Origin of the sequence: Leptotrichia sp. HMT-225 (assembly GCF_030644325.1) — a bacterium.
In the GTDB taxonomy this organism is placed as follows: Bacteria; Fusobacteriota; Fusobacteriia; order Fusobacteriales; family Leptotrichiaceae; genus Leptotrichia; species Leptotrichia massiliensis.
This window is the reverse complement of record NZ_CP130323.1, coordinates 25,065-40,132: the sequence shown is the minus strand read 5'-3', so window position 1 is coordinate 40,132 and position 15,068 is coordinate 25,065. Positions and strand designations below refer to the sequence as shown.

Below are 15,068 nucleotides of genomic sequence, written 5' to 3'. Positions count from 1 at the left end.
TAAGCATTTTTTGAAAACAAAATTGAAACTCGCTACGTAAAACTTCGCTCAAACAGTCAATTTTATTTCCAAAAAATCACGACGTTTTTTATAAAATTTTTAAATTTTTAATCTCTTAATTTTGGATTTAATGCATCATTTAAAGCATCTCCAACTATATTAAATGCCAATGTAATTAATGAAATTACAACTGATGGAATAATGAATAAATATGGATATGAAGTCATATTTACGAAACCATCAAATACCAAGTTTCCAAGTGAAGCCTGTGGAATTGGCACTCCAAGTCCAATGAAACTTAAAAATGCTTCTGTAAAGATAATGTTTGGTATATCTGTTGTAAGTCTTATTATTATTACACTTAATGTATTTGGAATTAAGTGTTTTAGAGTTATCCATAAAAAGTTTCCACCAAGTGATTTTGAAGCCAATACAAACTCATTTTCCTTTATTTTTAGGACTTCTCCACGGACTAACAGTGAATAATTTAACCATCTTGTAAGAGACATTGCGATAATTATTGTTTTTACACTATTTCCCATTACAACCATTAATAAAATTATATAAATCATTGATGGAATAATTAGTAAGATTTCTACAATTCTAGTCATTATTGTATCGATAATTCCGCCAAAATATGCTGATACAGCTCCATAAATTGTTCCGAAAACAACACAGATTGCAGCTGTGATCAACGATAATTCCATTGAAATTCTTATCCCTTGTGAAAGTCTTGCAAACAAGTCACGTCCAAGGTTATCAGTTCCCAAATAATGTCCTTTTCCAAGCCCTTTTGTCGGACTTAAAAATTTAGCTGATAAGTCTTGAGCTCGATAAGAATATTTTGTCAAACTTTGTCCAAATATTGCTAAAAATAAGAAAACAAGAGTTATTCCCAAAAATGACAAAGCCAATTTATTTTTCTTGAATCTTCTCCATCCATCTTGCCAGAATGTTAAACTTGGTTTGTAAATTACTTCACTTTGAGTAGTGTTTGCACCCACGATTTCAAAATCTTCAGGTGTCGGGATATAATTATTTTCAGTTATAATTTTTTTTGTATTTTCTGCCACTATATCTCATCTCCTTTTCCAAGTTTAATTTTAGGATCAACTAAAACATACACAATATCAACAAGTATCATCATTATGATAAGGAATATCGCGTAAAACACTGTAACTCCAAGTACCATCGTATAATCTCTGTCGTTGATACTGTCTACGAAATATTTTCCCAATCCTGGAATTGAAAACATTTTTTCAATTACAAATGAACCAGTCAAAACTGCCGCAATTGTTGGACCCATTATTGTAATAATTGGTAAAATTGCATTTCTTAAAGCATGCCTAAATACAATATTTTTTGGTTTAACTCCTTTTGCAACAGCCAGTCTTATATAATCCTGTCCCATTACTTCGATCATTTTATTTCTTAATAAACGTGCAATCAATGCCACTGTATAAAGTCCCAGTGCAACAACTGGCAATATTTTTTTCTCAGGTCTATCCCATCCAGACAACAAAATTCTTATAAGTGGTAAATTATACTGATCTATTAAAATCCCATTATGTACATCCACAAAATATTTCTGCATTAACCCAGCCAATACAAAACTTGGGACAGATATTCCAATTATAGCTACAATCATCGCTAACCTATCCTGATATTTTCCTCTTTTCAGAGCAGCAACAATTCCAAGTGGAATTCCTAAAGCCAATGCAAAGATAATAGATCTGGCTCCCAAATCTGCTGATGTCAAGAAACTTTTCTTAATAACATCATTAACAGTTCTTCCACGAACTTTCATGGATGCTCCTAAATCTCCTTTTGCTATGTTTTTTAGATATTCAACATATTGCTCCCCAAGTGGACGGTCCAAATGGTATTTTGCCATTAGATTTTCCTTTACTTTAGGCGGAATCGCTTTTTCACTTTGAAACGGATCACCAGGTAACATATGTATTAGAAAAAATGTAATAGTAATAACTAGCCACAACGTTACAAGCCCCATTGCGATTCTTTTAATTAAAAACTTTAAAATATTTTTCATACTCGCTTCCTTTCGCAAAAATTTTTATATACCTATATTATATCTTATACCTAGTCATATTTGCAAGCAATTTTGTTTATAATGTGATTTTTTTTACTATTAATTTTTTTTATGCTTAAATAATGGTTCTCTAAATATAATATATTTAACAATTTTCACAAAAAAATAGTCCAAATAAAAATTTAGACTATTTCAAAATAACATTGTAGTAACAACATCTAACTTAAAAATTATAGTTATCCTATTAAAATTTTAAAATGGTTTAATGTTAAAAAAATTAAACAAAAAATTGTTTTTATTATTTTAAACTCAATTTTTATATGTATTGCAACGATTTAACCATCCTGCTAGCCATTTTCTTTCATTTTTTGAAGGGTCAGAATTTTTTACCCGTCTTTCAAGCACAAATTTTGCAGAGTTACTAAATTCTTCAAGTGCTGCTTTTCCACTACCAGTACCTTTCATATTTTCTAAAACTTGAAGAAGTCCCCAGCCATCTCCCTTATAAGTTTCAGTTCGAGAAGTCCCTTCACCTTTGAAATTCACATAATCAATCAACGGATATAACCCATTTGGGGATTGTGCAACACGGTAAAATTGTTTTTTTACATTTTCTGGATTATTAGCTACTTCCAGCATTTTTTCTAAAGAATTTTCAAGCCGCTCAAAAATAAATGAGACTTGAATAGCCCTTGTATTGTAAAGAAAATTTGTTAATTCAACAATATCAGTATTTCCAACACTTCTAAGTTTAAAAAGCTCTTCTTGGCTTTCCCACGGTGAATAGCTATTTTCTTCAATAATCTTAGGTAATCTTATATCATGTTTTCTATAATAATCTACAAGTTGCGGAAAGCTCTCTGCAAACCTTCCTCTTTGCCCTTGTTTATACCAAATAAAATGTCCAATCCCAAGTGATGGAAAATCTTCTCCAGTATTCCAGTAAACAAGATCTTCTTTTTTTCCTCCGGCTTCATTTTTAAAAATTTTCTCAGCCACAATATCAAGTTCAGCTTTTGAAATTGTAAGTCCTGCTTTTTTATTTGTATCCACAACCTCAGGTTTTTGGGTAGTTTTTGTCATATTTTTTTTAGAAAGCCCAAATGAAGAAATCGAAATTGCTATAACAAACGCTAAAATTAATAATTTAGATTTATTTCTTTTCATAAATATACTCCTTTTTTATTAAAAATACTAAAGTAATTTTACTACATTATAGTAATTTTTTAATAGATTTTCACTTTTTTTTATCTTAGATAATAAAAGAAAAAATCTAATTTTGAAGTTATCTCAATACGTGATATAATAATAACATATATTCCAAACATTGGGAGGGAAAATGGCTAAAATAATGGAAGAAGAAATTACAAGTTATGAAACAAAGACTATTCACAAAGAAATTGTGGAAAAAGTAGAAAAATTAATGCCTAAAGAGGAAGTTATATATGATTTGGCAGATTTTTTTAAGATATTGGGAGATACGACTAGAATGAGGATATTAAGTGCCTTGTTTCATGAGGAAATGTGCGTTTATGATATTGCAAATCTCTTGAAAATGACACAGTCTGCTATCTCACATCAGCTTCGGGTATTAAAACAGGGGAGGTTTGTAAAACATAGGAAAGAAGGTAAAGTTGTTTATTACTCGCTTGAAGACGAGCATATAAAGCATATTGTGGAGCAAGGAATGACACATATTTTAGAAAAAAGATGATACTTTATTTATTTTTATAATTTTATATACAAATAATGTAAAATATGTTATAATTACAAAAAATAAAGGAGGTAATAAAATGGCAGAAATTAAAGATAAAGTAACATTTAAAGGAAATCCAATAACTCTTGTTGGAAATGAGGTAAAAGCAGGAGATACAGCACCTGACTTTACAGTTTTATCACCAGAGCTAAAGGAAGTAAAATTAAGTGACTACAAAGGAAAAGTTGTCGTAATAGCTGTATTTCCATCAGTTGACACAGGAGTATGTGCGTTACAGTTAGCAAGATTTAATCAAGAAGCTGCAAGTTTTGGAGATGATGTCCAACTATTAACGATTTCAGCAGATTTACCATTTGCACTTGGAAGATACTGTGCGGATAAAGGTATTGCAAATGCTTTAACAGCTTCAGATCACAGAGAATTAGACTTTGGAACAAAATATGGTTTTGTAATAAAAGAATTAAGATTATTATCACGAGGAACTATTATTGTTGACAAAGATGGTGTTATAAGATATGTAGAATATGTATCAGAAGTTGGAGAACATCCTGATTATGAAAAAGCGTTGGAAGTAATAAAAGAATTAACTAAATAGATTTTTAAAATGGAACAAATATAAAAATCTAAATAATAAATTTTATTTAAGGAATTAGGACTAATTTAAACTAGAAATAATTCCTTTTTATTTTTTATACATTAATTTCAATTCCAGAATTTATCTTTCCTCCTTTTCTTCCGTGTACAACTACTAAATCTGTTTTTTTATATTTATTAACTTCTATCGTCAAAATATTCATGTTATTCTTGTAGATATATCTAAAAACATCATTTAGCCTATTATTTGGCACAATTACAAAAAATTCTCCATAATTTTTTAAAAGCCTTTTTATTTCTTGAAAAAGTTCTTCCAACGTAAGTAAAATTTCATATTTACTAATTTTTTCTGATTTATCTTCTGGCATTTTTCCAGAATTAGTCTTTTTATATGGGGGATTTGAGAAAATAAAATCATATTCTTTTTGAATATTTTTTATATTTTTATTAATTGGTATAATTTTTTCGTTTAAACTATTTATTTCTACATTTTTTTCCAATATTTTAAATATTTCTTCTTGGATTTCCACTGCAAATATTTTTGAAACAGCATTCATTTCAGAAAGCAATAGAGAAATTATTCCTTGTCCTGCTCCAACTTCTAGAAATTTTTTTTTCTCTTTTATATTTTTGTAGTTTGCCTCAAAGTATTTTTTTATAAATTCTGAAAGTAAAATAGCATCCTGTGTTATTTTTAAACCTTTTTCTTTCACAATCATTTTTTTATTGACACTCTCCAAATATTCAATATATTTCATTTCAGCTCCTAATTTTAATTAAAAATTTTAAAAATAAAAACTGTCCCAAACATTTTAGTATTGAAACAGTTTTCAAAAGTTTATATTTTACATAATTTCTAATTGTTTATCTGCATATTCATGTGCAAGTTCCAATCTTACACGCTCTTTTGAATTTTCAAATGTAGCTTGTGTAAATGGTATTTCAGATGTTTTAGTTATCAAGTAATACCCTGTTGCATCATTTCTATCAAGAATTCCGTTTATTTGCAGTGCAAATATTTGATTCATTAATTCGTCATTTTTACCAATTCCAGGAATTGCATCCGACTTAACCATTTTTTTGAATCTTTCCTTAATGCTGAATTTGTATTTATCTTGTTTTTCTACATTTTCAAAAGTAGTTTTTTTACTTTCAATTTCGGCTTTTAAAGCTTGAACTTTTTTAATAACTTCTTGTTTTGATGCTTCAGAAATAGTTGGTGTTATCAAAATATGACTAACTTTTGCAACATTTTCATTTTTAGCATCCTTACTTTGAATGTAAATAATGTGGTAACCAAATTGAGTTTTGATAGGACCTACAATATCTCCAGCCTTACTTTTTTTAACTGCATTTGCAAATTCTGGAACAAGTTGTGATAAATCAGCTGTTTCTCCTAGACTTCCACCATTATTCGCTGAACCAGGATCTTTTGAAAATTCTTTAGCTTTAGCTGCGAAATTATCTTTAGTTGTTGTCTTCATAATATCTTCAGCTTGTTTTTTGGCTGCTTGAAAATCATTTTCTCCAGCCTGATATTCTTCTCCGATTACATAACCTCCAATACTATTTGGAATATTGTAACTGTCTTTTTTAGCATTAAATTTAGCTTGTAATGCTGCATCATCAGGTTTATAAGTATCGATTAAATGATTATAATATTTTTGTGAATAATCTCTTAACTGATCTACCCCTACTAAATCTGGATCAGCTTTTATTCCCGCAGCTTTAGCTTTGTTAGCAATTTTTACAAATTTATCTAAGTTTACTTTTAATGTAGCTTTCAAGTCATTTACAAGTTTATCAGAATAACCTTGTTGTGTTTGTGAAACTGTATTTATAATTTGTTCATTTAATGATTCATTTGTATATTTGTATTCTCCATTTTGTGCTACAGTAGTTGTCATATTAGCGTACATTTTTTCAAAATCTTTGTTTTTAAATACAATTTTAGCTTTTTCTTTAGCTTTTGCAAGATACGAATTTAAAATCATAATATCTTTATCTTGTGTCATATTTTCTTTAATTTGTTCTTTCACATCTTCAAAATCTTGATTTAAAAATGCTTGAGTATATTTATTTCTTTCATATGCTTTTTTTATTTCTTCATCTGTAATTTTATCGTTTGCAAATAATTTTTCTCTCATTTTTTCAATTGTTTTTTGATCTTTTATCATTTTTTTAAATGAAGTAACATTATATCCAACAGATCTTAAATATTGAGCAAACTCTTGTTTTCCTAGTTTTGATTGTTTTTGATAACTATTAAAGTCTTGTTCAACAGTTGCTCCACTTATCTTTATTCCTAAATTTTTTGCTGATGAAAGCAAAATTTCCTTATGAATCATAAGTTGTAAAACATATTCGTTGATAATATTATCAGGAACATTTTTTAGATTTTCAGTGGGTATTCCTGCTTGTGATAATTGCTGCATTTTTTGTTGATTTAAGTCACTTAATTGATTTTTTAACCCCAAACTTTCTCTTTCAAAATCATCACGATAAATTTTTGTTCCATTGACTGTTGCAATTACTTCTCTATTACCACCTGCTTCCCCAAAAACATTATTTTTTAAAAATAATATTCCAGTAACAAGCATAGATATAGCAAATATTCCTATCATAATTGCAGAACCAATCTGAATTGCCTTTTTGTGCTGTCTAAGTCCCATTATTTATCTTCCTTTCTCTTTTCTTTAATCATTTAAACATTATAGCATATAAAATACTATTTTTCTATTATTTTTTGAATAAAAATTAGGTAATTCAAAAATAAAAGCTGTCGTAATATTAACAAATTTTCCATTAATATCAAAACAGCTCAAAAATTACTTATTTTTTTAATTTTATAAATCTAACTGTCACTTTACTAATATTTTTTTATTTATTATCTTGTATTTGTTTCCCCGTCTATTTGAATTACAACACTTTGAATATTAGGGAAATTCTTTAATATAGTATTTGTTACAGCCAAAGAAAATCCATTAAACAGTTCAGGCTCTCTTTTTAGATTTGCAAACTGTGCATTTAGTTTAACAACTGTAGTATTTACATTATCAATTCTTAAGTTGTATGCACTTCTAAATTTCATATCCTCTGAAATATAATCTGAATTTCTGATGATTCCGTTTATAAAATCTCCTTCTATTAGATTCATTTGTCTAGGAACTACGATTTCTCGCTCATTTACTGTTTTTGTAGAGGGATTATATACGAATATGGAAATTTTATTCTGAGCTTCTTCTTCTTGCGTCGTTTCCTGCACCAAGTTCTTATCCACCTCTACATGAATCTTACTTCTATGCTTTCTATCATAACGATTTACAAGAACAACTGCGACTGTTCCAAAAAAAAGTAATGTTACGAAAAGATTCTTTCGAAAGTTACTTTTTTTCTTTTTAGTTTTTTCCTCATTTAAATTTTCTTGTTTTTGCATAAATTTCTCCTAATTTGGATAATATACTTTAATCCGCTACATTTTAATTAATAAAATTAAATAATACTTGAGATTAAGTAAAATAATCAAAACTTTTTAGTTTAATTTAAAGTGTTTTATAAATTATTTGAAAAATTTTCTTATTGCATTACCAATAGTACTTGCTGCACTTTCTTGACCTTCTGGTGTCAAGTAGTGGGATAAGTCAGAATAGTTATTCATAAATCCTAATTCTACAAGTATTGATGGCGAGTTACTTCCACGAAGTACTGCAAAGTTTGCTCCAAAAACTCCTCTTCTTCTAAGCCCTGTTAAATTTATAAGTCCATCCAATACAGATTCTGCTATAGCTTGACTTGTTTTTTGATTTTTTCTATAAAAAATGTCATTTAAGATAAAGTCTGAAAATGGCACATCTCCATAGCTTCCATCAACTCTATTTTCAAATTTTGCAACTTGTGCAGCATAACTTCCTTGATCTTTTTTGCTAAAGTAGAATACTTCTGTTCCGTTTGCTGATGAGCTTGAACTTGAATTTAAGTGAATACTTATAAAGAAATCTGCATTTGCGTCATTTCCAATTTTGGCTCTTGTATCTAATGGTACAAAGAAATCTGAATCTCTTGTCATGATAACGTTATAATCTCGTCTTAAATTGTTAGCCAGTCTTGTTGCTACCTGTAATGCGATATCTTTTTCATTGTAACCGTTTCCTCTTGCTCCTGAATCATGTCCACCATGTCCTGCATCTACAACAATTGTATATTTCTTATTTCCAGTAGAAGTATTTGGCTGTTTTTGTGTTTGTGCTGTTTGTGTATTAGTAGTTGATTGTCTTTGTGTTGTTGTGTATCTTGATGTTTGAGAAGAGTTATTTCTTGACGCTGTTTGTCCGCCACCTAATGTTACCTGAAACTCTCCAGTTCTACTTACAACTTGGTAGGTTACAGATGGTTTTAAGTACACATAAACAACAACCATTCCGTTACTTTGAGTTGTATAAACTTTACTTATATACTGGTCATTTTGATTAATAAATGCCTGAACACTGCTTTCCATTTCACTGTTTGGAAAACTTAGCATTAAAATATCTTCATTTCCTAGTTTTGTAACTGATGCATTTGGCTTGATTTGATTATTTTCTCTAAATGTTCCGATGACTTTTCCATTACTGTATGATATATTTTTTAAAGTATCAGAAAATGTAATAGCACTTACGAAAAATAATAAAAATAATAATACTTTTTTCATTTTGTCCTCCTAATTTTTTAATTAAAATTAATATCTAACCGTATATTTTATTTTTTTTCTAATCTATCGATTGCAGATTTCATAACTTCCATTCTCGCACTTTTATCTATTTTCATTTCCACCGATTGATCATAGATATTTGTAATGCTTCCTTTGATACCTCCAACCGTTATTATTTTATCTCCAACCTTCAAACTTTCCAGCAATGCTGCTTTTTGTTGCTTTTTTTTCTTATTTGAAAAATATGTTGGCAAAATTAACACTGCCATAAACGCTACATAAATTAATATTACACCTATTGAATTTTTGTCCATTTCTATTTTGTATAATGAAATTTATAATTTTTAAAATTACAAATTTAACTTTATACTTTCCTCCTTCTTTAATTTTAAAATCATTTTTAATTATAACATAATTTAAGCTATGTTTCAATTTTTTAAAAAATTATTTTATAGTTTTTTTAAAGTTATAGTAAAACCTTTATAAAATTTAATCCAAAAAAATGACTATCTCAAAAAATTAATTTCAAGACAGCCATTTCGTGATTAAAATGAAAAAATTATTTTTAGTCAACTAAATTAATTTAGTCAATTAAGTTAGTTATCATTGTTATTATTTTTCTGAAATTGCAGCTACTCCTGGTAATACTTTTCCTTCTAAATATTCCATTGAAGCTCCTCCACCTGTTGAAATATGAGAGAATTTATCAGCAAATCCTAATTGAATTGCAGCAGCTGCAGAGTCTCCTCCACCGATGATTGTTTTAGCATCTTTTAATTCAGCGATTGCTTTACATACACCGATTGTTCCGTTAGCGTAATTAGACATTTCGAATACACCCATTGGTCCATTCCATACTACTGTTTTTGCACCTTCTAAGGCTTTTTCAAATAATGCAACAGATTCTGCACCTATATCTAATCCCATTACATCGTCTGAAATTTCATCTACTGAAACTGTTTTGAATTCTACATCATTACTAAATTCTTTTGCTACAACAGCATCTACAGGTAAGATTAATTCTACCCCTTTGTCTTTTGCTTTGGCAATTAATGAAGCTGCTAATTCAACTTTATCTTCTTCTAATAAAGATTTTCCAGTGTTTTTACCTTGAGCTTTTAAGAATGTAAACATCATTCCACCACCGATGATTACTTTATCAGCTTTATCTAATAAGTTTTCGATTACACCAATTTTATCAGAAACTTTTGCCCCTCCTAAAATTGCTACTAATGGTCTTTCAGGATTATCAACAGCTCCACCAATGAAGTTAATTTCTTTTTCAATTAAGAATCCAACAGCTGATTCAGCAATATTTGAAGCAACTCCTACATTTGAAGCATGTGCTCTATGAGCAGTTCCAAATGCATCATTTACAAATACATCTCCAAGTGATGCCCAGTATTTTCCTAATTCAGGATCATTTTTAGATTCTTTTTTACCATCTAAATCTTCAAATCTAGTGTTTTCAAACATTAAAATTTCTCCAGCTTTTAACTCAGCAACTGCATTTTCTAATTCTGCTCCTCTTGTTACTGGTACAAATTTAACAGGTTTTCCTAATTTTTCAGCCAATGCTTTAGCAACTGGTTCCAAAGTTTTAGAAGCTTTGTCTTCTTCAGCTTTAACTTTTCCTAAGTGAGAAAATGCTATAATTGATCCACCATTTTCTAAAATATAGTTTAAAGTAGGCAATGCAGCTGTAATTCTGTTATCATCTCCAATAACACCGTCTTTTATTGGTACATTGAAATCAACTCTTACTAACACTTTTTTACCTTTTACATCTAAATCTTTTAATGTTTTTTTAGCCATTCTGTTATATCCTCCTAAATTTATTAATTAAAATCAATTCTATCTACTTGAATTATACCACTCTTTACACTGATTTTCAAGTAGTTTAACACACAAACTTAAAATCTCGTCAAGCTCCTTTAAAACAAGACAATCAAAAGCTAATCAATTCCATATTACAAGCCAAATACATTTTAATTTTATATATGCTAAAATTTTTTGAAAAATTATTTTTATAATTAAGTTTTACATTTAATTTTTTATAATTCCAAAATTTTCTTTATTTTATTCTTATCAATTTCTGATATTTTCTTTACTAACACAGGATTTTCAAAATGCAAATTTATTGCCTTTTCAAACCAAGTAACACCAATCCATTGTCCAAATTTATATCCAGTTTTCTCAAAAAATGCAACTTTTTTAAACTCAAAATAATTATGTAACTTTTCACTATTTTCGTTAGGATAAGTTACAAGCCCGTAAACATTCACAATATTCTGTAATTGTAATATTTCAATTAAAATTTTATACAGTTTTTTTCCAATTCCATTTCCAGCAAACTTTTTATCGGTATACACCGAAAGCTCAGCATTCCACTGATAAGCAGCTCTAGTCCAAATTTTATGTGCATAGGCATATCCAGCAATCTCATTTCCACATTCACATACAATATACGGATATTCCTCCAAAGTTTCCCTAATTCTTTCTCTAAATTCCTCAATAGTCGGTACTTCATACTCAAAAGTAATTGTGGTATTTTCAATATACGGTTTATAAATTTTCAAAATTTTTTCTGCATCGTCTTCAGTTGCAAATCTAAAAACTAAATTCTCTTTTTTTAATTCCATCTTTTCACCTTCACATATCTGTTTTTCGTTATTATCGTAAATCTATTTAAAATTTGGTAAAATGTTACAATTAATATTGCAATTTATGATATATAAAAAACAATGGATTAGCTAGATACAACCTAACTTTCCACTCTTATTTTAAACTAGAACTGCTATAATAGAAATATTATTACTTTTTTCAATACACGCTTTAAATTTGTAAAAACTTTTTAATTAAAAACAGCTTTAGCCCTATTTTAAAGGTTAAAACTGTTCAAAAAAATATTTAGATAGGGACGTTAAAGTCCTTATATCTGTTTATTCTGTTAAATAATTCTTCACATAAAATGGCGTACCCGTGAGGAATCGAACCCCAAGCCTTCTGATCCGAAGTCAGACGCTCTATCCAGTTGAGCTACGGGTACACAAAAAAGTAAGTTATAAAAAACTTACTTTGCTAATACTTTTAAAATTTTAGGGCTTAATGTTTCTTTGTTTTTTAACAAGATTTTTTTAACTTGATCAGCATTTTTCCCTTTTAATGTTTTCATTGCTTTTGTACAAACTCTTACTCTAACTTCTTCATTGTTAATAGTTAAAAGCATTGTTTGTAAATTAGGTCTCCAAATTCTTTTTGTAGCTCTGTGAGAGTGACTTACTCTATTTCCGTGGCTTACTGTTTTTCCAAAAACTTCACATCTTTGCATTTTATTCACCTCTACTAAATATTTTAGTAGTTCTCCTTTCATCTTTATTTTTTAAAACAGCTATTTACTGTTTTTTATTATAATATATTAACTTAACTATTTTAGAAAAAATCGTTATTCAGTTAAAATTATTTTTACATATCGGAACCTATTTTATCATATTTTGCAAATTTTTACAAGTTATTATCAGTATTTTTTCATTTCAGAAAAAAAACTTTAAAACTAAACTCAAAAATTATGCTCAATTTTCTTAAATTTTAGATTTGTATAGTTATTAAATTAAGTATTATAAATTTTATTTTTCAAAAAATTGTTTTAAGTTTGGAGGGAAATAATTTGGTCCTTTTATCACTTTCCCGTCTTCACGGTAAATTGGCTTCCCATTTTCATCCAGCTTGCTAAGGTTGCTTCGATGTATTTCTTCAAACACGTCTTCAATAACATCTTGCATCCCATGCTCAATTATCGTTCCACAAAGGATATAGAGCATATCCCCAAGAGCGTCTGCAACTTCCACAACATCCCCTCTTTTAGCCGCTTCCAAATATTCTTCGTTTTCTTCCTTCATCAAGTCGAATCTCAATTTTTCGAGACCATTTTCCAATTTTCCAATTGGTTTATCAGAATTTCCAAGTTTATAAATTCTGTGAAATTCTTCAACACATTCTATTTTTCTTTTCATTACTATCTTTCCTTTCTAAATTTTTTATTTATTTTTAAATAATAATCATTTTATCTGATTTTCTTTATTTTGCAGGATTGCTTATTTTATCAAATCCTTATCTTGCAGTAAAGGTTTATCTTGATAATTAAAATTGTGGCAAGATTACTATGTAATACCTATGGCTAGACTCTGACTTTTATTTGCTCAATTCTAAAAAGTCGTTAGACAGTCGTAGCTGAACAAATAAAAGCTCCGTCGGGTAATTAATAATATTGTAAAAATTTGCAAATACTAGGTTTTTATATTTTGTTAGAAAAGCTTGTAATAAATTCTTTATCTAAAACAGGATTTAGTATAGACAATTTTACTTAATTTAAAAATCTATTCCAAAATTTCAAACAGTTATTTTTTCTTTAATAAAATTTTACTTGATAATTTATTATAAAATTCATTTATGAAATAAAGGGATAGTGAATGACCTCCTTTACGTGTAGAAAAGAAAAAATATAAAACATAGAAAAATATCTATTCATAAATAATTATTTTATTATTAATGTCAGTAAAAGATAAAAAGTCAAAACTTTTGCAATATCAGAATACAGTACAACTGCTGAAAAGAATCTTATTTTTTCGAAAATTTCAGTATCGTTTTCTTCTACTTTTTTTAATATCCTAGTTTGCATATCTTTTATGTCTTTTTTTATTAATAAAACTGCCAATATAAGTGCTAATAAAATCATTATTCCAGCGACAACAGTTTTGTGTGTGAAAAAAAATAAAAGTTTACTGTAAAAAATTGCTAGGATTAGCCCCATTATTAGTGATAGGACTGTTAAAGCAGACTTTATATTCTTTTTTTGTTTATTTAACAGTGTTATTGGTAAGGTAAATAAAAACAGAATTTCTAATACAAATAAGAGTATAAGAAATATTCCTTTTACATCTGGCAGTTCTAATTTTCTTATAGCGTAAATTATATTATCCAGTTCAAAAATCATGTAGCTTTTTAACAGCATACACAATAAAATTGAGATTGCTATTCCTGAAAATACCCATATTCTGCTTGCTAAAATTTCTTCGGTTATAAAAATTTGTATTTCTTTTGATGTTTTATTGTCAACTTTTTTGTTTTTTTTCAAAATTTTCCCCTTTAATAAATAGAATAAGAGTTATTTCAGGATTGTGTAAACAGTTTTAATGTCAATAATCCCAAAATAACCCTTTATATTTTTATTAAATTACAAGTTTATCTTCTTCTTCCTAAAAGTCTTAAGATGTATAGGAATAAGTTTATAAAGTCTAAGTATAAGTTTAACGCACCGACGATTTCAATTTTGTTCAAAATATCAGAATCTTCGTGAACTGCGTATCCAATAATATTATTTTTTATTCTATTTACGTCAACCGCAATAAAAATTGTAAAAATAATTACACCTATTACAGATATAAATATATCCATCCCACTACTTTGCAAGAAAAGATTTATAATACTAACTAAAATTAATGCTATTAATCCAGCAAATAATATTGGTGTCAATCTTGTTAAATTTTCTTTAGTGAAATATCCATAAATTGCTAAAACTACGAATATTGATAATGTTCCTAAAAATGCTGAAAATATAATTTCTGGAGCATATATAAGCCCAATAACTGAAAGTGTCAGCCCATTTAATATTGAGTATGCAAGGAACATTATTCTTAATGTACTTGAGTTAGCTCTATAAATTAATGCTGTAAAGCCAAATACCATAGCTACTTCTATAATAGCAAATACCCAATACATATTCAAAATTCCATAAGCAATTGGACTTCCTGCTGCCAGTCCACGGTAAACAAAAAATCCTGCCGCTCCTGTCAGAAGGAGTCCTAGCACCATCCACATCATACTTCCACGTACTTTTGAACTTACAAGTTTATTCAAATCATCGTAAGTCATTGCCATTTGTCCGTTATATTCGTTGTAATCATCGTTATTATGATCGTAAGTTTCCAATTCATCATAATCATTTCTCATAAAAATCACCT

At 28.3% G+C, this 15,068-nt stretch carries 16 protein-coding genes and 1 tRNA gene; 2 read left to right on the top strand and 15 right to left on the bottom strand.

Going from position 1 to position 15,068, the window contains the following annotated elements; all coding sequences use genetic code 11:
• Positions 1 to 107: 107 nt before the first annotated feature.
• The 3 genes from QU666_RS00175 to QU666_RS00165 all read right to left on the bottom strand — a co-directional run bounded on the left by QU666_RS00175 (position 108) and on the right by QU666_RS00165 (position 3,217).
• Entirely contained in the window at positions 108 to 1,073 is a 966-nt protein-coding gene (locus QU666_RS00175; RefSeq protein WP_021768215.1) for an ABC transporter permease, read from the bottom strand.
• The gene (locus tag QU666_RS00170) at positions 1,073 to 2,050 is read right to left on the bottom strand and encodes an ABC transporter permease (protein ID WP_021768216.1); all 978 of its coding nucleotides are present in this window, start codon (positions 2,048 to 2,050) and stop codon (positions 1,073 to 1,075) included. The genes QU666_RS00175 and QU666_RS00170 overlap by 1 nt, the downstream gene beginning before the upstream one ends.
• Positions 2,051 to 2,359: 309 nt before the next feature.
• The gene (locus tag QU666_RS00165) at positions 2,360 to 3,217 is read right to left on the bottom strand and encodes a hypothetical protein (RefSeq protein ID WP_021768217.1); all 858 of its coding nucleotides are present in this window, start codon (positions 3,215 to 3,217) and stop codon (positions 2,360 to 2,362) included.
• Positions 3,218 to 3,389: 172 nt separating this feature from the next.
• Here QU666_RS00165 and QU666_RS00160 point away from each other — a divergent pair, with 172 nt between their 5' ends.
• Positions 3,390 to 3,764 (top strand): metalloregulator ArsR/SmtB family transcription factor, encoded by a 375-nt coding sequence (locus QU666_RS00160; protein ID WP_021768218.1) that lies wholly within the window; start codon positions 3,390 to 3,392, stop codon positions 3,762 to 3,764.
• A 79-nt stretch (positions 3,765 to 3,843) separates the two neighbouring features.
• Positions 3,844 to 4,362 (top strand): thiol peroxidase, encoded by a 519-nt coding sequence (gene tpx / locus QU666_RS00155; RefSeq protein ID WP_021768219.1) that lies wholly within the window; start codon positions 3,844 to 3,846, stop codon positions 4,360 to 4,362.
• Positions 4,363 to 4,456: 94 nt separating this feature from the next.
• Here the strand turns inward: tpx and QU666_RS00150 are convergent, their stop codons facing one another.
• The 12 genes from QU666_RS00150 to QU666_RS00095 all read right to left on the bottom strand — a co-directional run bounded on the left by QU666_RS00150 (position 4,457) and on the right by QU666_RS00095 (position 15,057).
• Positions 4,457 to 5,119, bottom strand: a complete 663-nt coding sequence (locus tag QU666_RS00150; protein WP_021768220.1) for a tRNA1(Val) (adenine(37)-N6)-methyltransferase — start codon at positions 5,117 to 5,119, stop codon at positions 4,457 to 4,459.
• An 87-nt stretch (positions 5,120 to 5,206) separates the two neighbouring features.
• Complete coding sequence (locus tag QU666_RS00145; protein WP_021768221.1) at positions 5,207 to 7,033, bottom strand: peptidylprolyl isomerase; 1,827 nt, start codon at positions 7,031 to 7,033, stop codon at positions 5,207 to 5,209.
• Between the two features lie 215 nt (positions 7,034 to 7,248).
• Positions 7,249 to 7,797 carry a GerMN domain-containing protein gene (locus QU666_RS00140; protein ID WP_021768222.1) on the bottom strand — a complete coding sequence of 183 codons (549 nt, stop codon included), beginning with the start codon at positions 7,795 to 7,797 and terminating at the stop codon, positions 7,249 to 7,251.
• A gap of 123 nt (positions 7,798 to 7,920) precedes the next feature.
• Positions 7,921 to 9,048, bottom strand: a complete 1,128-nt coding sequence (locus QU666_RS00135) for an N-acetylmuramoyl-L-alanine amidase (RefSeq protein WP_021768223.1) — start codon at positions 9,046 to 9,048, stop codon at positions 7,921 to 7,923.
• 47 nt (positions 9,049 to 9,095) lie between these two features.
• Positions 9,096 to 9,362: a preprotein translocase subunit YajC gene (gene yajC / locus QU666_RS00130; RefSeq protein WP_021768224.1), complete on the bottom strand. Its 267-nt coding sequence runs from the start codon at positions 9,360 to 9,362 to the stop codon at positions 9,096 to 9,098.
• Between the two features lie 298 nt (positions 9,363 to 9,660).
• On the bottom strand, positions 9,661 to 10,863 hold the full coding sequence (gene pgk / locus QU666_RS00125) for a phosphoglycerate kinase (RefSeq protein WP_021768225.1): 1,203 nt from the start codon (positions 10,861 to 10,863) through the stop codon (positions 9,661 to 9,663).
• A gap of 239 nt (positions 10,864 to 11,102) precedes the next feature.
• On the bottom strand, positions 11,103 to 11,690 hold the full coding sequence (locus QU666_RS00120) for a GNAT family N-acetyltransferase (protein WP_021768226.1): 588 nt from the start codon (positions 11,688 to 11,690) through the stop codon (positions 11,103 to 11,105).
• A gap of 330 nt (positions 11,691 to 12,020) precedes the next feature.
• A tRNA-Arg gene (locus QU666_RS00115) sits at positions 12,021 to 12,097 on the bottom strand.
• Between the two features lie 24 nt (positions 12,098 to 12,121).
• Positions 12,122 to 12,379 (bottom strand): 50S ribosomal protein L28, encoded by a 258-nt coding sequence (gene rpmB / locus QU666_RS00110; RefSeq protein ID WP_026745386.1) that lies wholly within the window; start codon positions 12,377 to 12,379, stop codon positions 12,122 to 12,124.
• Positions 12,380 to 12,674: 295 nt separating this feature from the next.
• Complete coding sequence (locus QU666_RS00105; RefSeq protein WP_021768227.1) at positions 12,675 to 13,061, bottom strand: nucleoside triphosphate pyrophosphohydrolase family protein; 387 nt, start codon at positions 13,059 to 13,061, stop codon at positions 12,675 to 12,677.
• A gap of 521 nt (positions 13,062 to 13,582) precedes the next feature.
• Positions 13,583 to 14,182 (bottom strand): hypothetical protein, encoded by a 600-nt coding sequence (locus QU666_RS00100; RefSeq protein WP_021768228.1) that lies wholly within the window; start codon positions 14,180 to 14,182, stop codon positions 13,583 to 13,585.
• Between the two features lie 107 nt (positions 14,183 to 14,289).
• On the bottom strand, positions 14,290 to 15,057 hold the full coding sequence (locus tag QU666_RS00095; RefSeq protein WP_021768229.1) for a Bax inhibitor-1/YccA family protein: 768 nt from the start codon (positions 15,055 to 15,057) through the stop codon (positions 14,290 to 14,292).
• Positions 15,058 to 15,068 lie beyond the last annotated feature (11 nt).

Coding starts and splice junctions, on each gene's coding strand:
- QU666_RS00170 (WP_021768216.1), bottom strand. CDS start 2,050: ATGAAAAATATTTTAAAGTTTTTAATTAAAAGAATCGCAATGGGGCTT.
- QU666_RS00165 (WP_021768217.1), bottom strand. CDS start 3,217: ATGAAAAGAAATAAATCTAAATTATTAATTTTAGCGTTTGTTATAGCA.
- QU666_RS00160 (WP_021768218.1), top strand. CDS start 3,390: ATGGCTAAAATAATGGAAGAAGAAATTACAAGTTATGAAACAAAGACT.
- tpx (WP_021768219.1), top strand. CDS start 3,844: ATGGCAGAAATTAAAGATAAAGTAACATTTAAAGGAAATCCAATAACT.
- QU666_RS00150 (WP_021768220.1), bottom strand. CDS start 5,119: ATGAAATATATTGAATATTTGGAGAGTGTCAATAAAAAAATGATTGTG.
- QU666_RS00145 (WP_021768221.1), bottom strand. CDS start 7,033: ATGGGACTTAGACAGCACAAAAAGGCAATTCAGATTGGTTCTGCAATT.
- QU666_RS00140 (WP_021768222.1), bottom strand. CDS start 7,797: ATGCAAAAACAAGAAAATTTAAATGAGGAAAAAACTAAAAAGAAAAAA.
- QU666_RS00135 (WP_021768223.1), bottom strand. CDS start 9,048: ATGAAAAAAGTATTATTATTTTTATTATTTTTCGTAAGTGCTATTACA.
- yajC (WP_021768224.1), bottom strand. CDS start 9,362: ATGGACAAAAATTCAATAGGTGTAATATTAATTTATGTAGCGTTTATG.
- pgk (WP_021768225.1), bottom strand. CDS start 10,863: ATGGCTAAAAAAACATTAAAAGATTTAGATGTAAAAGGTAAAAAAGTG.
- QU666_RS00120 (WP_021768226.1), bottom strand. CDS start 11,690: ATGGAATTAAAAAAAGAGAATTTAGTTTTTAGATTTGCAACTGAAGAC.
- rpmB (WP_026745386.1), bottom strand. CDS start 12,379: ATGCAAAGATGTGAAGTTTTTGGAAAAACAGTAAGCCACGGAAATAGA.
- QU666_RS00105 (WP_021768227.1), bottom strand. CDS start 13,061: ATGAAAAGAAAAATAGAATGTGTTGAAGAATTTCACAGAATTTATAAA.
- QU666_RS00095 (WP_021768229.1), bottom strand. CDS start 15,057: ATGAGAAATGATTATGATGAATTGGAAACTTACGATCATAATAACGAT.